At 47.3% G+C, this 22,679-nt stretch carries 20 protein-coding genes; 12 read left to right on the plus strand and 8 right to left on the minus strand.

The genetic code is table 11. The features are described from left to right. Window positions 1-42 precede the first annotated feature (42 nt). Window positions 43-510 (plus strand): hypothetical protein, encoded by a 468-nt coding sequence (locus tag ABIE50_RS27035; protein ID WP_209865892.1) that lies wholly within the window; start codon window positions 43-45, stop codon window positions 508-510. A 9-nt stretch (window positions 511-519) separates the two neighbouring features. Here ABIE50_RS27035 and ABIE50_RS27040 read toward each other — a convergent pair whose 3' ends face one another. From ABIE50_RS27040 to ABIE50_RS27065, 6 genes are all read right to left on the minus strand, one after another. Next, window positions 520-3,327 carry a BamA/TamA family outer membrane protein gene (locus tag ABIE50_RS27040; protein WP_209865895.1) on the minus strand — a complete coding sequence of 936 codons (2,808 nt, stop codon included), beginning with the start codon at window positions 3,325-3,327 and terminating at the stop codon, window positions 520-522. Window positions 3,328-3,458: 131 nt separating this feature from the next. Beyond that, on the minus strand, window positions 3,459-4,886 hold the full coding sequence (locus ABIE50_RS27045; RefSeq protein WP_209865898.1) for an L-serine ammonia-lyase: 1,428 nt from the start codon (window positions 4,884-4,886) through the stop codon (window positions 3,459-3,461). Between the two features lie 103 nt (window positions 4,887-4,989). Beyond that, entirely contained in the window at window positions 4,990-5,466 is a 477-nt protein-coding gene (locus ABIE50_RS27050; protein WP_142687600.1) for an FKBP-type peptidyl-prolyl cis-trans isomerase, read from the minus strand. A 65-nt stretch (window positions 5,467-5,531) separates the two neighbouring features. Further along, window positions 5,532-6,011, minus strand: coding sequence for an FKBP-type peptidyl-prolyl cis-trans isomerase (locus ABIE50_RS27055; RefSeq protein WP_209865903.1), 480 nt, complete (start codon window positions 6,009-6,011; stop codon window positions 5,532-5,534). A gap of 129 nt (window positions 6,012-6,140) precedes the next feature. Then, complete coding sequence (gene groL / locus ABIE50_RS27060) at window positions 6,141-7,778, minus strand: chaperonin GroEL (RefSeq protein WP_142687598.1); 1,638 nt, start codon at window positions 7,776-7,778, stop codon at window positions 6,141-6,143. Window positions 7,779-7,828: 50 nt separating this feature from the next. Next, window positions 7,829-8,110: a co-chaperone GroES gene (locus ABIE50_RS27065; protein ID WP_079473337.1), complete on the minus strand. Its 282-nt coding sequence runs from the start codon at window positions 8,108-8,110 to the stop codon at window positions 7,829-7,831. A 477-nt stretch (window positions 8,111-8,587) separates the two neighbouring features. Between ABIE50_RS27065 and nusB the strand changes: the two genes are divergently transcribed. From nusB to ABIE50_RS27090, 5 genes are all read left to right on the plus strand, one after another. Continuing rightward, on the plus strand, window positions 8,588-9,517 hold the full coding sequence (gene nusB / locus ABIE50_RS27070; RefSeq protein WP_209865906.1) for a transcription antitermination factor NusB: 930 nt from the start codon (window positions 8,588-8,590) through the stop codon (window positions 9,515-9,517). Between the two features lie 36 nt (window positions 9,518-9,553). Beyond that, window positions 9,554-9,994: a DUF1573 domain-containing protein gene (locus ABIE50_RS27075; protein ID WP_142687597.1), complete on the plus strand. Its 441-nt coding sequence runs from the start codon at window positions 9,554-9,556 to the stop codon at window positions 9,992-9,994. 31 nt (window positions 9,995-10,025) lie between these two features. Then, on the plus strand, window positions 10,026-10,370 hold the full coding sequence (gene yajC, locus ABIE50_RS27080) for a preprotein translocase subunit YajC (protein ID WP_260607582.1): 345 nt from the start codon (window positions 10,026-10,028) through the stop codon (window positions 10,368-10,370). A gap of 129 nt (window positions 10,371-10,499) precedes the next feature. Beyond that, window positions 10,500-11,096 carry a dephospho-CoA kinase gene (gene coaE / locus ABIE50_RS27085; RefSeq protein WP_209865909.1) on the plus strand — a complete coding sequence of 199 codons (597 nt, stop codon included), beginning with the start codon at window positions 10,500-10,502 and terminating at the stop codon, window positions 11,094-11,096. Between the two features lie 157 nt (window positions 11,097-11,253). Further along, window positions 11,254-11,556, plus strand: a complete 303-nt coding sequence (locus ABIE50_RS27090) for a HesB/IscA family protein (RefSeq protein ID WP_142687594.1) — start codon at window positions 11,254-11,256, stop codon at window positions 11,554-11,556. A 91-nt stretch (window positions 11,557-11,647) separates the two neighbouring features. Here the strand turns inward: ABIE50_RS27090 and secDF are convergent, their stop codons facing one another. Further along, complete coding sequence (secDF, locus tag ABIE50_RS27095; RefSeq protein WP_209865911.1) at window positions 11,648-14,818, minus strand: protein translocase subunit SecDF; 3,171 nt, start codon at window positions 14,816-14,818, stop codon at window positions 11,648-11,650. A gap of 212 nt (window positions 14,819-15,030) precedes the next feature. Here secDF and ABIE50_RS27100 point away from each other — a divergent pair, with 212 nt between their 5' ends. The 4 genes from ABIE50_RS27100 (at window position 15,031) to ABIE50_RS27115 (ending at window position 19,015) form a co-directional block, all read left to right on the plus strand. Continuing rightward, complete coding sequence (locus ABIE50_RS27100; RefSeq protein WP_209865914.1) at window positions 15,031-16,248, plus strand: serine hydrolase; 1,218 nt, start codon at window positions 15,031-15,033, stop codon at window positions 16,246-16,248. Window positions 16,249-16,272: 24 nt separating this feature from the next. Continuing rightward, window positions 16,273-16,998, plus strand: a complete 726-nt coding sequence (locus ABIE50_RS27105; protein ID WP_209865917.1) for a DUF4397 domain-containing protein — start codon at window positions 16,273-16,275, stop codon at window positions 16,996-16,998. A 153-nt stretch (window positions 16,999-17,151) separates the two neighbouring features. Next, the gene (locus ABIE50_RS27110) at window positions 17,152-18,345 is read left to right on the plus strand and encodes a pyridoxal phosphate-dependent aminotransferase (RefSeq protein WP_142687588.1); all 1,194 of its coding nucleotides are present in this window, start codon (window positions 17,152-17,154) and stop codon (window positions 18,343-18,345) included. Between the two features lie 136 nt (window positions 18,346-18,481). Next, window positions 18,482-19,015 (plus strand): DUF7935 family protein, encoded by a 534-nt coding sequence (locus tag ABIE50_RS27115; protein ID WP_209865928.1) that lies wholly within the window; start codon window positions 18,482-18,484, stop codon window positions 19,013-19,015. Here ABIE50_RS27115 and ABIE50_RS27120 read toward each other — a convergent pair whose 3' ends face one another. Continuing rightward, complete coding sequence (locus ABIE50_RS27120) at window positions 19,016-19,924, minus strand: M23 family metallopeptidase (protein WP_209865931.1); 909 nt, start codon at window positions 19,922-19,924, stop codon at window positions 19,016-19,018. Window positions 19,925-20,020: 96 nt separating this feature from the next. Between ABIE50_RS27120 and ABIE50_RS27125 the strand changes: the two genes are divergently transcribed. Both ABIE50_RS27125 and ABIE50_RS27130 read left to right on the plus strand, forming a co-directional pair. Continuing rightward, window positions 20,021-21,568 carry an acyl-CoA mutase large subunit family protein gene (locus tag ABIE50_RS27125; protein WP_209865933.1) on the plus strand — a complete coding sequence of 516 codons (1,548 nt, stop codon included), beginning with the start codon at window positions 20,021-20,023 and terminating at the stop codon, window positions 21,566-21,568. A gap of 25 nt (window positions 21,569-21,593) precedes the next feature. Next, window positions 21,594-22,487: a class I SAM-dependent methyltransferase gene (locus tag ABIE50_RS27130; protein WP_142687584.1), complete on the plus strand. Its 894-nt coding sequence runs from the start codon at window positions 21,594-21,596 to the stop codon at window positions 22,485-22,487. Window positions 22,488-22,679: the final 192 nt, after the last annotated feature.

Consider the following 22,679-nt stretch of genomic DNA (forward strand, 5'->3'; position numbering starts at 1 on the left):
CGTTACTATACCGGGCGATCTTTTTATATCTCCGGTACTATCATGCAAAAACATCTGTTACTTAGTTTCTTATTAGCCACTGCTGTTGCACCGGTATTTGCACAATCCGCAAAGAAACCAGCTACCGCCGCAGCAAGTAAAAGACCCATGAAACTCCGCAGCAGCTGGGGCATTTACCTGAGCGATACCCTCCCAAAAAGTGAAGTGATTAAATTGCTGGACTCTGCGCTGATAGTGCGCGACGAAAAGAATATCAAATACCCGGTGCAGTCTTTCGCTTTTACCTATGAAAGACATGAGCCTTATCTTAATGATACTACCGGGCAACCCGCTATATACAAAGATTTTACCGGCGATAATTTCAAGAAGGCCGCCCTGCCTGCCGCATGGAGCAAAAGCCTGAAAGAAACCCTGCAAACGGGAGACGTGCTTTACTTCGATGAGATCATCATCAAATACACAGAAGACAAGTTATACAAAGCCCCATCCATCCAGATAAACGTGAAGTGATCTGTCTTCCTAATAATTAAACAACTGCTGGATCGGTACAATAAAATCCACCCGGTTCTGCGCATTGTCTGCCGGATCCTCGTCGAACAGGTGACTGAAACGCACGCCGAATGTAAAAGGCAACGCATTCCCTATGCGGGTATCAAAAAACAATTCCGTTCCTGCCGAAGTAAAGCGGGTATTGGTATTCACGTTGTTACGGGAAAACCTGGCCATGCTGTAATCATAAAACAGGTTAGCCCTGATGCGGTTAAAATACAGGATCTGTGCAAATCCCCAATCGGGATACGCCAACGGCAAATGATAGTTTGCCCCGAGCTTATAGATACTGGTGTACAAAGGTGTATTATACCCCCTCGCATATACGAAATTATCAGTGAAGGTATAATTAAAGGCATTGTCCCGCTGCTGGTAAGCACCCTGCAACACCAGGCTGTGATTTTGCCATAATCCCGGTAAATACTGATCCAGCCTGGCGTACAGCTGCTCTGCATACAGACCCGTTACGGAGCTGTTATACTGCACCGCCAGGTACTGCCCGAAGTGTGTATAAATGTTCTGTACTGCTTTGATCCGCTGGTTATTGAAGATGATGGTGTTAGTCAGGAATTGCAGGTCGTTTCCTTTATACCTGGCATCGAGATAACGATGACGGATATTGTAATTACTGCCGAAAGACAGACTACGGCTGTAAAGGCCCGATGAGAAATTCAACGGAACGCTGAAGCCCACATGCGCGGTGGCCTCATTCCAGTACACACGCTGCCGGTTCTGATCAAGGCCGTTACGGTTAATGGTATAATCCGCCCCAACAGACAGTACAGGGAACCATCCCGCGAAAGTAAAGGCGGCGGCAATATCAGAACTTCCTTCATTCCTGTTATACGTATAGCCGATACTGGTAGAGGTAGTGCTCAGTATATTCTCCCCTATCAGTGATATGCTGTAATCCGGATCATTAAAGGAGGGCACCCAGCTGTGGAAGTTAAACGGGCGGGTGAACTGGGGGTATTTTTTTACTGGCAGGGAATCATGCGCCAGCTCCAGGATGTTACCGCCTTCCTTAAAATGAGGCTGCAGCCAGGCACTGCGCCTGTTCCCGCTTACATCTACCGGTTCCCAGGGCGCCTTGTTCAGCGCTGCATGATACAGCTTGTATCCCTTCACGGTGAATTCACTGAAAACGAGGCTGTCGCCGGACTGGTCTACTGCCATATGCAGCGCACTGTTGTCCCTGTCGGTCACTTCGTATGTTTTCCTGTCTGATAACGTGATGGCATATACGTTATTCACATCTTTCAGTCCGCTGGTAAAATAAACCGTATCGCCGCTCACCACCGGTATGCCTATTACGGTATAACTGAAAGGCGTAAGCACTGTGCTTTCTCCCGTAGCCAGCGATTGCCGTACCAGCGCCATCTCTCCCTTACTATTCCTTACCGCGCTGATCACCGCCTGTTCTCTTTCAGCAAAACGGGGATAGGTATAGTACCAGTTTTCCGGGTTGGGCAGTTGCTTCTCCACTGCTGCAGTACGTGTGTTGATCAGTTGCAGGCTGTATTTCATAGCGGTGGTGATAGATACGGCTACTACGTGCTCCCCGTTTTCGCTGATGTCCGGGGAGAAGACTTTCCCCTTCGGAGAAACTGTTTTCGTATGCCCGGTAGCGTTATCCCATACCCTGATCACTGAAAAATCCTTCCAACCCCAGCGGGCATCAAAGCGGGCAGCGGCCCAGGCGATACGCCCATTCCGGTAACTGAAGAAATCGTCATATAAAATACCCGGGCGTACCAACAGGCTTTCTTTACCTGTAGCATCCAGGCGGTAAATACCCGGTACTTTGTTCCAGGCATTTTTTAATACTACCCATTCGTTTTTTCCGGCACTGTATATATAGTTATAGTTGGTCACCGGTTTTGCTACCGGCAGCAGAGGCTGCGCCGGTGTAGTGTCCGGCCTTGCGGCGTAGCTGTTCCACAGCGGCTGGTATTCTTTCAGCATGGCATTATAAAAGCCGGTTACGTTCATGCCTGTTCTTTTCTTCAGGCTATGCGATAACGGGTAAAATACCCCGCGGAAACGGACCGCATCGCTGGTCACATCTTTCCAGAAAGTTTGGCCGTAATGCTCCCGGCCGTAGGTAGTCATCAGGTAGCCCAGTGGGTAGTGATCCGGCACATAATCCACATAGGAACCATTGCGGATTTTCATATAGGCGTAACGTTTACCTGCCAGTGAAAGGCTGCGGAAGCCATCGAAGAAACCTGGCAGCCTTCCCCTGCCCTGTGGCGTCAACGCTGTTTCCATCACCACGGCATCTCCTTCCCAGAACCAGTTAGGTACTGCAATATTGGTTATGGCCGCCTGTCCCAGTTGTCCGCCGAGAATAGAAAAAACTTTGGATACTCCCTGCCGGAAGTTCATATTCTGTAACACGTGCCGGTATTCGTGTACTGCCAGCTGATCTACCCAGTTCAGGGAGCCGAGGTCCAGCGAGTTAGGCGGTGGTGCAAGATAAAATTCAGAACGGAAGGGGCCCAGTTGTACATATCCGTTGGATTGCAGGGTTTGATTCTGTAGTACGATGCTTACTTTTTTTTGCAGCCCGCCGATGGAGGAACGGGTATAACGGTTAAGATAGTGGACCAGGCCGGCCACTCGTTCTCCCTGGGCAGTCATGCCATGGGGAAAGATCACCCGCACCGTATCGGTGTTGATCTGCTGCCATTTCAGCGAAGGTGGGTTACCTCCGAATTGTTGCGCCGATAAAGAAAGGGAAAAGGAAAACAGCGTAATGGCAAGAAGAAGACGCATAAAAAATAACGAATTACGGATCTAAAGCAGATGATGATAACGTATAAACGAAAATATGGTTCTTTCCTTATATTATAACCGATATTCGCTGTAATCTGCTTTTAAATCTGTAATTCGTTACCAGGTATCTTTTAACACTCAGGAAGACTGATTGGAATATTCACTGCCAGGCCTCCGTCGGAAGTTTCCTTATATTTTGAGTTCATATCCTGTGCTGTTTCCCACATGGTTTTCACCACAGCATCGAGGGAAACCTTTGCCAGTTCGGGGTTGCTTTGCAGCGCCAGCTGGGATGCGGTAATTGCTTTGATAGCGCCCATGGTGTTCCTTTCAATGCAGGGCACCTGTACCAGGCCGCCGATAGGATCGCAGGTAAGGCCCAGGTGATGCTCCATGGCTATTTCCGCTGCCATCAGCACCTGCCGCTGGGAGCCGCCCAGGCATTCCGTGAGGGCAGCTGCCGCCATGGCGGATGACACTCCTATTTCTGCCTGGCATCCACCCATCGCGGCAGAAATAGTGGAGCGCTTTTTAAAGATGCTGCCTATTTCTGAAGCCGTAAGCAGGAACTGCTGGATCTTTTCTTCCTGGAAACCATCGCAGAAAGCGATGAAATACTGCAAAACTGCCGGAATTACGCCCGCAGCGCCATTGGTAGGCGCAGTTACCACTCTTCCGAAAGATGCATTCTCTTCATTTACGGCCAGTGCAAAACAGCTCACCCAGTCGAGCGTATAGCTGAAATGCTCTCCGCCTGCCCTGATGGCGTCAATCCATGAGGCATAATCTGTATAGGTACGGCCTTTCAGTAATTTTTTATTGAGCACTGCAGCGCGGCGGCCCACTTTTAATCCACCGGGTAATTCCCCGCCGGTATGACAGCCGCGGTAGGTACATTCCTGCATCACGCGCCAGATGTTCAGCAGTCCTGCCCTGGTTTGTTCCTCGGGGCGCCAGGCCAGTTCATTTTCCAGTACCAGTTCGGAAATACTGTATCCTGTTTTTATACACCATTGCAGCAGCTGACGGGCAGTATCAATCGGGAAGGGCAGATCCACCTGTTGTGCGCTACTGCCGGCAGCTCCTTCCTGTACTACGAAACCGCCACCTATGGAATACCAGGTGGAAGCCAGTTGCTCACCATCCATAAAAGTAACGAGGAAGGTAAGGGCGTTGGGATGGAAAGGCAGTGATTCTTCAAAAAGGAAATCAATATCTTCAACAGGGTCGAAATCTATTTCATACTTACCTGCTATCTTCATTCTGCGGTTGCGGCGGATATCGTCCATTTTGGAATTGATCTGGTTCACATCAAAGGTTACCGGATCGTCCCCGCAGAGGCCCAGCTGTACAGCAATGTCTGTACCGTGGCCGTGGCCTGTTTTGGCAAGGGAGCCATATAATAGTACCTGCATCTTATTTACAGCCGCCAGTTTGCCTGCCTGTTCCAGCTGATCCAGGAAATGCAGGGCTGCGCGCCAGGGGCCGAGGGTATGGGAGCTCGAAGGGCCAACGCCTATCTTAAAAATGTCGAATACGGAAATACATTCGTGTGCCACTAATTTTTTATTTATCTGTAAAATTAACGGAAAGCGGGGGAATAATACAAATGCAAAAGCGGTACCGGCATAACCGGTACCGCTTTCAGTATGTGGGCGTTAATTATTTATTAACGTAATCTTTCAGCTTTACATTGAACAACAGCACGGAGTTCGCAGGGATCTTAGGGTAAGCGCTCGGGCCATAGGCATAGATAGAAGGCAGGATCAGGTTAATTTCGCCTCCCTTACGGATCTTAGGGATACCGATGGTCCATCCGGAGATCACTCTGTTCAGGTCGAACCTGGCGCTGTCGCTGCTGTCAAAAACCGTTTTATCCAGCAACTGGCCTTTATAGGATACCCATACATTGGCAGCTGCATTAACAGAATCGCCTGTTCCTTTGGTAACGATCTGGTAAAAAATACCGCGGGGCTCATGTTGTACATTGGTAATATTATTGGCGGCTATATATGCTACAATTTTTGCGGAATCAGCATCATACTGTGCAATAGCGTCATAGGCAGGTGCGTCATCTTTCTTTGAACAGGCAGCAAGCACTAACAGGAATAACCCTCCCAACAGGAAAACTTTCTTCATACAGTTACGGTTTCAGTTTTATGATAATTAAAAGGTGACGATACAATGGGCATAAGATAATACATCTACCGGATACTTACCAGCTCCAGGTCAGAAATAAGGATGGCATTAGGGGGAATTATACCTGCAATGCCTACGGTGCCGTAAGCCAGGTAGGAAGGGATATATAACCTGATCTTTCCTCCCTGTGATATTTTCTGCAGTCCTATCTGCCAGCCCGGGATATGGTTCTTCAGCATCCGGTGATCGAAATCGGTAGGTCCCAGGGAGGTACCCACTATTTCGCCTGTAACTAAATAATTGGTGTATATAACAGTGGGAATGGAAGTCGCTTTTACGAAATGGGTGCTGTCGCCCGGCTTCTGCACGGTATAATAGAGCCCGGAAACGTCCCTGGTGGCAATTTCATTATGATCCAGCAGGTAACGCTGAATGGTGTTTTCGGCCCCGGCATCCGCCTGTAGCAGTTCATTGGAGGTGCTTTTTCTGCAGGCTCCTGATATTAAAAGCAGGCTTACGCAAATTATTTTTACAACTGTATTCATCCGCTTCTGTTTACTATCTCGTTGTTAAACGGAGATCGGGTGATAAAGTTACAGCGGAAAAGTGATCCGCATAAAAAAACTCCTGCAGCACCAGGTCTGCAGGAGTTTGTATGTTTTTATCAGCTGAGATTAGTAGTCCATGCCCATACCGTGGCCACCACCGCCCATAGCAGGAGCAGCAGCTTTTGGTTCTGGTTTGTCTGCGATTACACATTCGGTAGTCAGCAGCATGGAAGCGATAGACGCAGCGTTTTCCAGTGCAATACGGGTAACTTTAGTTGGATCGATAACACCTGCAGCCAGTAAGTTTTCATAAACTTCTGTACGTGCGTTGAAACCGAAATCAGCTTTACCTTCTTTCACTTTCTGTACTACGATAGAACCTTCGATACCTGCGTTGGCAGTGATCTGGCGTAATGGTTCTTCGATAGCGCGTTTAACGATGGAAATACCGGTCTGTTCGTCGTTGTTATCACCTTTCAGTGAACCCAGGGCTTCGATAGCGCGGATGTAAGCCACACCACCACCAGGTACGATACCTTCTTCAACCGCAGCGCGGGTAGCGTGTAAAGCATCGTCTACGCGGTCTTTCTTTTCTTTCATTTCTACTTCAGTAGCAGCACCAACGTACAGTACAGCCACACCACCGCTTAATTTAGCCAGGCGTTCCTGTAATTTTTCGCGGTCGTAGTCGGAAGTAGTTACTTCGATTTGCGCTTTGATCTGTCCGATACGGGCCTGGATCGCGTCTTTTTCACCTTTACCACCTACGATGGTAGTGTTGTCTTTATCTATAGTGATGGATTCTGCTTTACCGAGGTAAGTCAGGTCAGCATTTTCCAGTTTGTAACCTTGTTCTTCGCTGATAACGATACCACCGGTGAGGGTAGCGATGTCCTGCAGCATATCCTTTCTTCTGTCGCCGAAGCCAGGAGCTTTTACAGCGGCTACTTTCAGGGTACCACGCAGTTTGTTTACCACCAGGGTAGCCAGTGCTTCACCTTCCAGATCTTCGGAGATGATAACCAGCGGAGCGCCCTGCTGAGCTACTTTTTCCAGGATGTGCAGGATATCCTTCATAGTGCTGATCTTTTTGTCGTAGATCAGGATATAAGGGTTAGACAGCTCAGCCTGCATTTTTTCGCTGTTGGTAATGAAGTAAGGGGACAGGTAACCACGGTCGAACTGCATACCTTCCACTACTTCTACAGTAGTATCAGTACCTTTTGCTTCTTCAACGGTGATAACGCCATCTTTGGTTACTTTCTGCATTGCTTCCGCAATCAGTTTACCGATTTCAGCGTCGTTGTTGGCAGAGATAGAAGCCACCTGTTCGATTTTGCGGGTATCGTTACCTACTTTTTCGGACTGTTTCTTCAGGTTTTCAACAACTGCTTTTACAGCTTTGTCGATACCGCGTTTCAGGTCCATTGGGTTTGCACCGGCAGCTACGTTTTTCAAACCGTCGCCGATGATAGCCTGTGCCAGAACGGTAGCAGTAGTAGTACCATCACCTGCCAGGTCAGCAGTTTTGGAAGCTACTTCCTTCACCATTTGTGCACCCATGTTTTCGATTGCGTCTTCGAGCTCAATTTCTTTTGCTACGGAAACACCATCTTTAGTTACGCCGGGAGCACCGAATTTTTTCTCGATTACTACGTTACGGCCTTTAGGACCCAGGGTTACTTTAACAGCATCAGCCAGAGTGTCAACGCCTTTCTTCATTTTGTTGCGGGCGTCTATATTAAAGAAGATTTGTTTTGCCATAATACTTTAAGATTTTTCTTTTAGGAATTAATACATATCACGGACAGCGCTTAAACGATTGCCAGGATATCAGATTCACGCATGATTAAGTAATCTTCGCCTTCGATAGGGAGTTCCTGACCAGAGTATTTACCATAGAGTACGGTATCGCCTACCTTCACAGTGATGGGTTCATCTTTTTTACCGGGTCCGGCAGCCACCACGGTGCCTCTCACAGGTTTTTCTTTCGCAGTATCGGGGATGATGATACCGCCAGCTGTTTTCTCTTCTGCTGCTGCAGGTTTCACGATTACCCTGTCAGCTAAAGGTTTAATACTTAATTGTTTAGCCATAGTAGTTTTTATTTAAAAAAGATGTTTGTGAATTTTGTTCTTCCGTCCACGAGAATTATGCCAATGGCCTTTTCGGGTCAAATTTGCAGGTCACGAAGGTATCGACTTGCTTTCACACTGACAAATCATGACGAGCAACCCGAAAAAATGACAGGAATGCGGAGTTTGTCTGACTCAGGATTATGATGATTTTAATTATTAGCCGGATATTCTTTGAGCGAAGGGTTGTCTGACGCGGGGTTTGTCTGGCTCAGGATTATGATGATTTTAATGACTACGTTGATCTTTTTGAGTTTTATAATAATAAAGGGAGATATGAACGATATACTCATTTTTATCTCCGTTAACTGCATTTAAAAGAAATTAAAAAATATCAATATAATCATTTAAATCATCATAATCCTGGGTCAGACAAAATCCGCGAATATGAAAATTTTTCTCTACTTTTGCGCCCTTATACCAGTTCTTTTTTATAAGATGATCAGTAGAAGAAATATCCGGGTAAAAGTAATGCAAACACTTTACGCCCTGGAAACGATGGAGCAAAGCAGTATTAAGCCAGGTACGGCCACCAGACTTTTAAATGAAAAGCTGGACCAAACCTGCCAGATCTTTACCTACTTACTTAACTCAGTGGTACAGGTAGCACAGTACGCTGAAATTGACGCGCAAACCCGTGCTTCCAAACACTTACCCTCTGCCGAGGACCTGCAGGTGAACACAAAAATTGCAGGAAATGAATTTATTTACCAGATAACCAGCGACAAAGGTTTCCAGGTAAACCTGGAGCAATGGAAAATGAAGCTGCAAACAGATGATGATCTGCTCAGAAAGCTTTATAACCAACTCATTGTTACAGATACCTACAAAGCCTATATAGCAGACGGTAGCCGTACCAAAGCAGGTGAAAAGGAAATACTGGAATTCATCTATAAAGAAATACTGGCGAAAAGCGAGCCGTTCCAGCAACACATGGAGGATACTTTCCTTCACTGGGGCGACGACGAAGAAATGATGGGCATCCTGATAAATAACTATTTCAATAAGCCGCATCTCTTCAATTTCCTCCAGCTGATCAGTAAGGAAAAACTGGACTATGCAAAGGAGCTCCTGCTCACGGTAACAGACAAAAAGGAATACTGCCTCGAACTGATCAAGCCTAAGTTACAAAACTGGGACTCTGAACGTATCGCCGCAGTGGATATGTTGCTGATGGAAATGGGGGTATGTGAATTCCTCTATTTTCCTACCATTCCCACCAAAGTAACGATCAACGAATATATAGACCTGGCGAAAGCCTACAGCACCCCTCAGAGCGGACAGTTCATCAACGGTATCCTGGATAATATCCTGAAAGACCTTGAAAAAGAACAGCTGGTGCAAAAACAGGACCGTCCGAAAAAGTAAGTGGGAAAAGTTATTTTTACGGTAAAATAGTAAGCCATGAAAAAACTGTTCTGTTTACTCGCCTGTGGAAGCCTGCTGGTGGCGGCTTGTAACAATAATGCAAAAAACAATACCGCTGCCGCTGCAGCCGGGAACGGGCAAAAAAATGAAGCTGGGCAATCTTCCGCGCTTACCTTTGAAGAAAAGGTGCATAACTTTGGAGAAATTACAGCCGGTGAAAAAGTGGAATATTCCTTTAAATTCACCAATACAGGCACCAGCCCGCTGCTCATTGAAGACGCCATTTCCAGCTGCGGTTGTACCGTACCGGAATGGCCAAAAGAACCTATCAAACCCGGTCAATCCGGTTATATGAAGGTAGTTTTCGACAGTCACGGAAAATCAGGTTATACTGAAAAAGAAATTTCTGTTAAAATCAACAATAATGACGGTTATGTGGTAGGACCAAAAATCCAGTGCAATATCATTACCAAATAGTCCGGACTAAACTATTAAATCAATTATAGAAATGAACATCCTGAACATTTTATTAATGGCGCCCCAGGGCGGTGCCCAAGGCGGTGGTAACTCCTGGGTTTCTTTCCTGTTCTTTGGCGGTATGATCCTTGTCATGTGGCTCTTCATGATCAGACCTCAAACTAAAAAGGCAAAACTGCAGAAACAATTTATCGATAACCTGAAAGAAGGTGATAAAATCGTCACTATTGCCGGTATCCATGGTAAAGTGAAGAAAATGAACGATAACAACACCGTTCTCATGGAAGTAAGCCCAGGTACCAGCTTCACCATCGAGCGTTCTGCCATCAGCATGGAATATACTACAGCCCAGCAAAAAGCGGCTGAAACCAAATAAGGATTACGTTAAAGTAATTACTGCTACGGAGTTACAGACAGATAACAGGCAGGGATCCAGGTCCCCCGGTATCTGCCCGTAACTCCGTAATTCATATGGGTAGTTCGTAATTTTTTATAAATTGGGACCATGTTAAAGATTGGAATCACCGGGGGAATTGGCTCCGGCAAAAGCACCGTTAGCAGAATATTTGAATTACTCGGCGTTCCCGTATACTACGCGGACGACCGGGCGAAAGATATCATGGTCCGTGACCCGGAACTGGCCGCACAGGTAAAACACCACTTTGGCGAAGAAGTATACGACGCCGGGGGCGCACTGAACCGTAAACTCCTGGGAAATATTGTATTCAACGACAAAGACAAGCTGGCCCTCCTGAATTCGCTCGTACATCCCGCCACCATCCGCGATTCAGATAACTGGGCCCAACAGCAGCGCACACCCTATGTATTAAAGGAAGCCGCCCTGCTATTTGAAACAGAATCGTTTCATCATCTCGATAAGGTGATCTCCGTTTTTGCCCCCCAGCCCTTACGTGTACACCGCGTTATGAAGCGCGACAACGTAACCCGCAATGAAGTGCTGGCGCGCATCCACAAACAAATTGATGAAACCATTAAAATGAAATTGAGCGATTACGTGATCTATAACGATGAACAGCATATGGTGATCCCCCAGGTGCTGGCCCTTCACAAAAGCTTCCTGGAACTCGCCACCACAAAGTAATACCGCTTCAAGTCCACCTCACAGGCAGGAACACAGCAAAAACAAAGCCTGCGCCCTCCTGGTGCCCGGCTATTTGCATATACCCGCCAGTTACCTGCTGTATACCACATGGCCCAACCACCCATGGTTTTCCCTAACTTTGGCAAAAACATGGATAATGGATAGCGCGAACAGAAGTCCCATTCAACTCACCCCCGGTGCGGCAGAAGTAGTGAAGCAATTGTTACAGGGTAATACAGAAGCTCCCTACCTACGGGTAGGCGTAAAGGGCGGAGGCTGCTCAGGGGTGGCTTATATGCTGGGTTTTGATGCGCTCATGGAAGATGACGATCTGTTTGAGGTATCAGGTATCCCGGTGATCATGAAAAAAGCCCATGGCATGTACCTTATGGGAATGGAAATAGATTACCAGCAGGGAAGTGATGCCACAGGGTTTGTATTCAGGCAGCCAGCCGGCTAATCCTCATCTTCATAAAAGATACTGCATAAAAAAACCTCCTGGCTTACCAGGAGGTTTTTATTTATCAAACATTATTTCAGTAACGTCTTACTTATTTGGCAGCAGAAGCTGTTTTCTTTGCAGTTACTTCCACTGAATCGCTTTCATTCGACAGCTGGTTCTTCTTGTCAAAGTCAACCAGTACAGGCGCCGCAACAAAGATAGAAGAGTAAGTACCGGTGATCACACCGATCAGCATTGCAAAGGCGAAACCGCGGGTTACTTCACCACCGAATACAAACAGGATCAGGATAGTGAGGAACACTGTCAGAGACGTCATAATGGTACGGCTCAGGGTATCGTTGATCGCTTTATTGATCACGGTGTTCCTGTCGCGGCCATGAGCGCCGGTCCTGAAGTATTCACGGATACGGTCAAACACGATCACGGTATCGTTCATGGAGAAACCGATCACTGTCAGGATCGCAGCAATAAAGTGCTGGTCAATTTCCAGTGTGAACGGTACAAAAGACCGGCACCAGGAGAATACTGCCAGTGTAACCAGTACGTCGTGCAGCAAAGAGAAGATAGTACCGATAGAGTACTGCCATTTGCTGAAACGCAGCAGGATATACAGGAAGATCACCACGATAGACAGGATGGTTGCCTTCACAGCTCCTGCGCGCAGGTCGTCGGAAATGGTAGGCGATACTGTTTGTGATCCCACTATATAACGGGAAGCAAATACATCCGGCGTTACGGAAGCGTCATAGAACTTCTTCAGGCCATTGTATAATTTATCGGCTACTTCCTTATCAACGGCCAGGCTCTGCTGCTCAATTTTATAAGCAGTAGTAATGCTCAGCTGGTTGGTGCTGCCAATGGTTTTAACGAATACTTCAGAGTTAAATTCTTTCTTCAGTACGTCGGCCACTTCCTCGCGGTTCATCGGGTGCTCGAAGCGTACAGTGTAGCTGCGGCCTCCGGAGAAATCGATACCGTGGTCAAAACCGTGGAAGAAAGAGGAAACACCTGCCACCATTACGATCGCAGAAATGATATAAGCATATTTACGTTTGCCTACGAAATCGAAAGCCACATGTTTAAATACCTTACGCGAAATAGGCGTGAAGTATTCAAAATGTCTTTTTCTCTTCATCCAGAAATCGGTTACCATACGGGAAACCAGGATACCGCAGAACAGTGACAGGAACAAACCTATGATCTGGGTAGTGGCAAAGCCGAGTACAGGGCCTAAACCGAAATAGAACAGGATGAAGGCTGTGAGCAGGGAGGTAACGTGACCATCGAGCACCGGTGCATAGGAGCGTTTATAACCGTCTGCCACCGCGTCGTGGTACGACTTACCATGCGATAGTTCGTCTTTGATCCTTTCAAATATGATTACGTTAGTGTCTACCGCCATACCGATGGTGAGTACCATACCGGCAATACCGGCCATTGTTAACGTGGCGCCCATGGAGGCCAGGATACCAAAGGTAAACAGCAGGTTCAGTACCAGTGCGATATTTGCTACCCAGCCGGCGGTGTTGTAGTACACCAGCATGAGCACGAAGATAACGCCAAAGGAGATCATAAAGGATTTGGCGCCGGCTGCAATGGATTCAGCACCCAGGGTTGGTCCTACGATCTGTTCCTGTACAATTTGCGCAGGAGCCGGCATCTTACCGGATTTCAGGATGTTGGCGAGGTCATTTGCTTCTTCAATGGTAAAGCTACCGCTGATAGAGGAACGGCCACCGGCAATTTCACCCTGTATGGAAGGAGCAGAGTAAACGATATTATCGAGCACTACTGCTACGTAGTTAAATGTAGCGGGATCTTTTGGATTGGTTGGAGCCAGTTCACCGGTCAGTTTTTTCCACTGGTGGGCACCTTCGTTATCCATTGTCATGCTGATTTCCGGCTGGTTGTTCTGGTCCATGTCCTGGCGGGCATCAACGATGCTGGCGCCGCCAACACGGGGCTCAGGATTAGCAGGGTTTACTTTCAGCGCATATACGGCCAGGGGGCCGTGTTTGTCTTCTTTATTTTCAGCACCAAACGCAAAAACCAGGTCTTTAGGCAGGATAGCCTTTACAGCCGGCAGTTCTGCGTAACGGTTGAAAGTAGCGGTATCTTTTGGTAAGATCCTTCCGATAGACGGGCCGGGGAAAACGGAGCCGGACTGTGGGTCTACGTTAGGGAACAACACCATGAACAGTGGGTTCTGCTGCTGTTGTTCTTTCAGCTGCAGTTCTTTGCTGGCGTTTTTGCTGGTATCTTTTTTAGAGAGATAATCGGTCAGGCTGCCATCTTTACTGGTATCTTTAGCGGCAGCTGCAGTCGCTGCAGTAGCTGCAGCAGTTGTATCAGTTGTTGCAGCAGAGGATGTAGCAGGAGCAGCGGTAACCGCAGCTTTTGAATTCCTGATCGCATCGTTCATCGGTGACAATACGTTCTGGATAAAGTCGGGAGAGTTCTTGTATACTTCCCTGAATTCCAGGTTGGCAGTTGCCTGCAGGTATTTGTGCACGCGGGCGGCATTATCAACACCGGCCAGTTCCACGGAGATCAGTCCTTTATTTTCATCCAGGCTGATGTTGGGTTGTGCCACACCGAATTTATCAATACGTTTTTGCAGTACGATATAGGTATTCTTAATGGCAACCCGTGATTCCTTGCGGATCATGTCCAGCACCTGCTGATTGGAGGAATTGAAAGTGATATCCTTCTGGTAGGCATTTGCAAAAATAGACGCCAGTTTGCCCTGTGGTGCTACCTCGGTGTATGCTTGTCCGAACAAGGTAACAAAATCGGCCTGGTTAGTTTTCTTCAGCTCATTTGCTCTTTCCAGCGCTTTGTTGAAAGCGGCATCCTTGGATTGACCGGATAAGGCGCGGATAACATCTTCCACGCTTACTTCCAGTACCACGTTCATACCACCTACCAGGTCCAGACCGAGATTCAGTTCTTTCTCTTTGGCCTTGGTATAGGTAACATTCCATGGGAAGCCTGCAATCTTTGTGCTGCTGGTACTGTCCACAATCTCTTGTCTCCTCTGTTTAATAAACCCTTTGAGGGTATCTGAGTAGAAGCCCTGCAGTTCCGAACTGCCTGGATATTTCTTTTCAGGTGTAGGGTATTGCTTGGCCACATCGTTCTCGGCCTGCTGCTCTATCTTCTTCTCATAGTTCCGCACCAAAAACGTGAAGGACAATTGGTACAAAGAGATAAGGATCAGTGCGATGGCAAAAAATCTTACCAGTCCTTTAAGTTGCATACTGTTTGTTTCGGGTTTATAAAAAAAAATTTTAAGAGTTGCAAAGATAGAATTTAAATCGATATATTAAAGTCTTAGTTAAAAGACGCGCAAAATCAATATGCGCCTGCCTTTGCAGGTTGGTTGGCACACTTTTTTTAAATCTGCAGCTCCCGGATTCTGGTCTTTTATGTATATTCCTTTGCTTTACAATCTATAACAACGACAAATATATGCAAACCCAACATTATCCGGCAACAGATAATTTCCTGGAAGCTTTGCTGAAAAGTCAAAAAAGCCGGCTAGGCGCCATATTCAGCGATCCTTCCACTTACCGTTTACAGATCATTTTTACCCGTATAGACCGGGACGAGCAGCAGCGGCCTCATTTTTCGGACTATTACTATGGCGTTTCCCCTGATACCTACTTCTACCCTGCGTCTACCATAAAACTGCCGGCTGCCGCCCTGGCGCTGGAAAAGCTGAACGACCTGCAGATCCCGGGCCTTGACCGTGATACCCCTTTCTTTACTTCCCCCCTCACAGGGATCAACACCGGCGTGCGCCACGACCGTTCCGCCGCCTCCGGCCTTCCGTCGGTTGCCCATTATATAAAAAAAATATTCCTTATCAGCGATAACGATGCCTATAACCGGCTCTACGAGCTCATCGGGCAGGAGCCGTTTAACCGGAGGTTATGGGAAATGGGGTACACGGAGGCTCAAATCCGCCACCGGGTGGGGCTTCCTCTCTATGAAGAGGCCAACAGGCATACAAATGCCGTAAGCTTCCGGGAGGGAGACCGGATCCTGTACCAGCAGCCCGCAGCGTACAGCCCCCTCGAGTTTGCACCACGGGAAGATTTCGCCGGGAAAGCCTGGTACAATCACCTCGACCGCCTGGAACATCGGCCCATGAACTTCTCCCACCGCAATAAACTTCCCCTTTCCAGTCTTCATAACATTATGCGCAGCATAATTTTTCCGGAAGCTGTAACAAATCGTCAACGTTTCCGTTTAACAGGGAAAGATTACCTTTTTTTGTACAGATGTATGTCCCAGCACCCGGACGAATCAACGGACCCGGCTTATGACCAGGAACAATACTATCAGGCATATACCAGGTTCTTACTTTTTGGGGGTGACCGGAACAGCCGGATACCGGCACATATCAGGATATTCAACAAACCGGGATGGGCATACGGATTTCTGACTGATACAGCATATATTGTGGATTTTGCCAACAAAACAGAGTTCCTGCTGTCTGCCAGTATTTTTGTAAACACCACTGGTATTTTGGGAGATGATCAGCAGGCTTTTGAAAAAACAGGTAAACCTTTTCTCAAAACATTGGGGGAAGTTATTTACGAATCCGAAGCAGGGCGTCAAAAGAACATCTTACCGGACCTGTCACGCTTTGAACCAAATGATAAAAAAACAACCGATCAATAACACAATTTAAAAACTGAGAGCAAAATGCTAACCAAGAAAAATCGCGTATGGGCAGTTGTGGCCCTGTTGACAGGAATCATCGGATTTTCTTCCTGCCTGAAGAATGATAACAATTATACGCCCCAGAGACCACAGGCGCAGATTGCGATATTGGGCAGTTCCACCAGCATGATCCCGGGTATTTTCTATGATAACGACCAGAAAGTAACCGAAACTGAATTCAATTATAATTTCTACGCCAGGTACGCTGTTTACGGAGGCCTGCACAAATTTGACCTGAAGAAGAAAGGAGGCGACAGCTTATTTACTTCCACTACTTACAATTTCGACTCTACACAATACTATACTTACCTGATCTGGGATAAAGCCCCTGTCAGGTCTGCCATTATCAAAACTGATCAATCCAACTACAGCCGCGATAAAATTGGTATCCGTTTCCTGAACCTGAGCCAGAACGCAGGTCCGGTAGATGTGTATATCGGTGCAGAGAAGATTGACAGCAACCGTGTTTATTTTGACGGTAATGTGAGCGCCGCCAGTGCATTCAAACTTTACAGCTCTTTCAGCACAGGCTCTTCTATCTCCATTAAGGAAGCCGGTACCACCAATGAACTGGCCAAAGTTAGCGGCGCTGATCTGAGAATCGGTAATTTCAATACCGGTTACTACTACACCATTTATCTCATGGGTGTTAAAGGAAGCAGCGGTACCGATAAACTGGTAACCAACGCAATTTTCAGCCTCTACTAAACAAACAGGCTGCTGTAAAAAGCAACAACATAAAACGCAGAACGGGCCGGATAACCGGCCCGTTCTGCGTTTGTACAGCAGCCCGGAACGATCTTTCCATGTATTATCTGGTTTTTTTCTGTACGTTTGCTCCGGTCAATTCAATGTAATGATATGAATCAACTAGCAGACAGGCTGTCACGGATTTCCGAGCCGCAAACAATTAAAATGGCTAAACTCAGCCGTGAATTAAAAGCCCAGGGCATAGATATCGTAGACCTCAGCATCGGAGAACCGGACTTTGATACTCCCGTACATATCCGGGAAGCCGCCAAAAAGGCGATAGATGAAGGATTTACACACTATACCCCCGTGGCAGGCTACCCGGAAGTAAGAAAAGCAATAGTACACAAATTAAAGAGGGATAACGGTCTTGACTATACGCCGGAACAGATAGTGGTGTCTACAGGCGCCAAGCAATGCCTGGCCAACGCAGTACTGAGCATTGTGAACCCCGGCGACGAAGTGATCATCCCCACCCCTTACTGGGTTACCTATTCAGAACAGGTGAGCCTTTGCCAGGGTGAAGTAGTATTTGTTCCCTGCAGTATTGAAAACAATTATAAGATTACACCAGAGCAACTGGAGGCAGCCATCACACCAAAAACAAAGCTGTTCATGTTCTCCTCCCCATGCAACCCTACCGGCTCTGTATATTCCGGAAAAGAACTGGAAGCACTGGCCGCCGTATTTGCAAAGCATCCCGGGATCTTTATCATCTCCGACGAAATATACGAGTACATCAACTACGAGGGCAAACATGAAAGCATTGCGCAATTCGGAGACCTCATTAACCGCACCATCCTCATCAATGGTTTGAGCAAAGGCTTTGCCATGACCGGCTGGCGCCTTGGTTATCTCGCTGCCCCACTGGACATTGCCAAAGCCTGCGATAAGATACAGAGCCAATTTACCTCTGCCACCTGTTCTATCACCCAGCGCGCCGCCATCACTGCCCTTACCGGCGAACTGACCACCGCAGTGGAAATGGTAGCTGAATTCAAAAAACGCCGCGCGTTTATTCATGAAGCCCTGAAAGCCATACCCGGCTTAAAGGTAAATGACCCTGAAGGCGCCTTCTATATGTTCCCTGATATGAGCGCGTTCTTCAACAAATCATTTGAAGACATGCACATCAAAAACGCCGACGATCTTTGCATGTTCCTCCTCCATAAGGCCAACGTATCTACCGTTACCGGCAGCGCTTTCCAGCAGCCCAACTGCATCCGGATATCGTACGCCACCAGCATGGACAAACTGGAAAAAGGAGTGGAAAGAATGAAAACCTGGCTGGGGAAACTCGCTTAATAAACAATCAACTCCGTGATTAATATGATTACCGGCAGATGTTTACCTTTACATCTCCCGGTAATCGTTTAATTTTAAACACTATCATACAATATATAAATATCTTTATATATATTTGTGCGCATAAAGAAATAAGATGGGCAGCCTTGACTTGAATACACTACTATACATAGCGCTCGCCGTAGGTGCAGTGGCTATTGTTTACCCAACAATAAAAGATCTTTTTAAGAAAAATAAAACAACCGGCACAACAACAGACAATAAAGAACAACCGGTAAATCCGGCCGTACTTCCTTTACAGTTGCAGGCATACGAGAGAATGGCGCTTTATGTGGACCGTATCACCCCTCAAAGCCTGATAGGACGCATCTATCAGCCGGGATTAACCGCAGTGGACATGCAGATATCCATGGTACAGCAGATCAAAGCGGAATACGAACATAATGTTACCCAGCAGATCTATGTATCGGCTATGACATGGGAAGCAGTGAAAACATTGAAGGAACAAACCATTTCCGTGATCAACCAGGTGGCCGTGCAGCTGCCGCCGGATGCCCCTGCAATGGAACTGAACAAACAGATACTGGAAGTATTTTTACAGGCGGGCGAATCCCCTGCTGAACTGACCTCGCAGATCATTAACGCGGAAGCAAAAAGACTGATGCGGTAATCACTTCGCCTTTATCACTTCATTCAGCAAATAACTTTTCCCGTTAAACAGGATATATAACGGCTTACCCTGGTACCATGGGATGCCCTCCTTTTTTGCATGTACCTGGATATGCAGGTGAGGCTCTGAGCTGAAGCCGGAATTACCCACACAACCCAGCGGTTCACCCTGTTTTACATACTGCCCCTCGTGTACAATCACGCTGCCCATTTTCAGATGTCCCATGAACACATAGTACCCCGGGGTTTCCAGCAATACCTGGTTGGTGTTCTTCGGGCCGCGGTCCATTGCAGGCGGTATATTGTCGGGGTTATTGCTGTAGGCTCTCATCACAAGGCCATCACAGGGGGCATATACGGTATCCCCGAAGATCAGGTAATCTTCCAGGCGACGGGAAAATATCTTCCCTGCACGACCGCCGTAATTATTCAGCTTTACAATATCCATCGCATAAATGGCTCCGCGTAAACTGAAGTGGAAAACATTGGTAGGCAATCCTTTGCCGCCCTGCAATACAAAATAGTTACCTGGCTTAAAGGGGAATGCCAGTGCCACCCGATCGGGTTTACCAGTAGTACCGGTAAAGTACAACACAGACATCACCACGAAAACAAAAGTAAGCACGCCATTGCTCCGGCGCTTCCATAAAGGTGTGGGCCTGGCTGCATGATCATGCTTACGCATGGTATAAGCAGCCATATTCAGGATTAACAATCCGCCAAAAACATATTTGGTGTAAATAGACAGGTACACCCAGGTGCCATATAAATACAGGAACCCTCCCAGTGAAAGGCCCAGCAGCAAATAGCTGTAAGTAGCGGCCAGCGGACGGCTTCCCGCTTTCCAGACAAGATATAAGCTATACAATGCCAGTGCGATCGTTGCGCCTAATAAACAGTAAATGACCATAGTATCCTGTCAACTTTAACACAAAATATCAATATTTTTCTCAGCGGCGAAGTACCATAATAATTATGTAACATTGCAACGCTAGTTTTAGATACCATGGAAAAAACCATTCAAACCGATTCAGGCATTGTAATAGCACCGGTATATACACAACCGGTGAAGATGGAAGAACTGCCCGGCGCTTTTCCCTACACCCGTGGCATACATGCTACCATGTACCGCGATAAACTGTGGACCATGCGGCAATATGCAGGATTCAGCACCGCGGAAGAATCGAATAAAAGGTATCATTACCTGCTCAGCCAGGGAGTTATGGGCCTGAGCGTGGCTTTTGACCTCCCTACGCAGATCGGCTATGATTCGGATCACCCCATGTCTGAAGGCGAAGTGGGAAAAGTAGGCGTAGCCATAGATTCCCTGGAAGATATGGAAATACTGTTCAAAGATATTTCCCTGGAACAGATCTCTACCTCCATGACCATCAACGCCACAGGGTTTATCCTACTGGCATTTTACATAGCGTTGGCCAAACGGCAGGGTGCCGACCTGAAAAAGATTTCCGGTACCATCCAGAACGATATCCTGAAAGAATACGCCGCCAGGGGCACCTTTATTTATCCGCCCAAACCTTCTATGCGGCTTATCACCGATATTTTTGCGTATTGCAGCAAAGAGGTGCCGAAGTGGAATACCATCTCCATTTCCGGCTATCATATCCGCGAGGCCGGCGCCAATGCCGTACAGGAACTGGCTTTCACGCTGGCTAACGGGAAGGCCTATCTGAAAGCGGCACTGGATACAGGCCTGGATATCAATGTATTTGCCAAGCGCCTGTCTTTCTTTTTCAACGCACACAACCACCTCTTTGAAGAAGTGGCCAAATTCCGTGCGGCAAGGCGCATGTGGGCAAATATTACACAATCGCTCGGCGCCACCGATCCCAAAGCGCAGATGCTGCGGTTTCACACTCAAACCGGCGGCAGCACCCTTACTGCACAGCAACCGCAGAACAACATCGTACGCGTAGCCATTCAAACGCTCGCTGCCACTATGGGCGGTACCCAGTCGTTACATACCAACGGCTACGACGAAGCACTGTCGTTACCTACAGAAGAAGCAGCGCGCATCGCCCTCCGCACCCAGCAGATTGTGGGTTATGAAAGCGGTGTGGCCGATACCGTAGATCCGCTGGCGGGTTCCTTCTATGTAGAAGCGCTTACCAATGAAGTGGAAAATAAAGCCTGGGAACTGATCCATAAAATTGACGCTATGGGTGGCGCTGTTAGCGCCATAGAACAGGGCTTCATCCAGGATGAAATAGCAAAGAGCGCCTACCGGTACCAGCAGGAAATTGAAAATAATGAGAAAATAATCATTGGCGTCAATAAATTTACAGCGGCAGATCAGGCCTCTCCGGAGGTATTCCGTATAGACGACAGCATCCGGGCAGTACAATCCGAACGCCTGAAATCCTTACGGGAACGCCGTGATAACGCCGCTGTGCAAAATGCACTGGCGCAGATCAGGCAGGCCGCCGGTACCAACGAAAACCTGATGCCCCTGGTAGTAACAGCAGTAGAGCACCTGTGCACCCTCGGAGAAATTGCAGATGTACTGAGAGATGTATGGGGAGAATATAAATAATTGTATAAGCGTATTCAATAGTCAAATGAGTTTAATTTATCACAACACCTGTCCGCTTTGTGGATCATCGCAGATACATGAAGCGATTGCTGCCAAAGACTACACCGTATCAAAGGAAACATTCAACATCTTCCACTGCGGGGGCTGTGGCGGCCGCTTTACACAAAATGTGCCCGACAGCGCGCATATTGGGCGGTATTACCAATCACAGGAATATATTTCCCATTCTGAAACAAAGCAGGGACTTATTAACCGCTTATATCACAGTGTCAGGAAAATTACGCTGCGCTCCAAGCAAAACTGGGTACGCAATGCTTCCGGCATCAAAACCGGCGCCCTGCTGGATATAGGCAGCGGTACCGGCGCATTTCTACACTATATGAAAACCAGCGGCTGGACTGTAACAGGGTTGGAACCAGATGAAAACGCACGCAGGAACGCCAAAGAAATTTACGGAGTGGAAGCATTGCCTATTGAACAGTTATACGCTCTGGCTCCGCAGCAGTTTGATGCTATCACCATGTGGCATGTGCTGGAACATGTGCACGACCTGCACGGTTACCTGGATCATATCCGCACCCTGCTGAAACCTGGCGGTTCCTTACTCATCGCCGTTCCCAACTATACCTCCTCCGACGCCGACTACTATAAAGAATACTGGGCTGCCTATGATGTGCCCAGGCATCTTTATCACTTCTCTCCCGGCTCCATGGAAAAACTATTATCACAACATCACATTAAACTGTCAAAAAAGCACCCTATGGTGTTCGACGGTTTCTATGTAAGTCTTCTCAGCGAAAAATACAAAACCGGTAAAAGCCGGTTGCTGCAAGGGTTCTTTCACGGGTTCCGCTCCTATCGCAAAGGCCTGAAAACAGTAGACCGCTGCAGTTCTATTGTGTACGAGTGCAAAATATAACGCGGCTCGCCTTCGGCGCGGAGTTTGTCTGACTCAGGATTAAACTGATTACGCTGATTACGCTGATTGGATTTTGTAATGATTAAAAAAGATTTGGGGAGATAGAAGCGGATTCGCTTAAATCTCCCCAAATCATTTTAATCCAAAGTAATCCAATCAGCGTAATCAGCGTAATCAGTTTAATCCTGAGTC

Source organism: Chitinophaga sp. OAE865 (assembly GCF_040546735.1).
Taxonomy (GTDB): domain Bacteria; phylum Bacteroidota; class Bacteroidia; order Chitinophagales; family Chitinophagaceae; genus Chitinophaga; species Chitinophaga polysaccharea_A.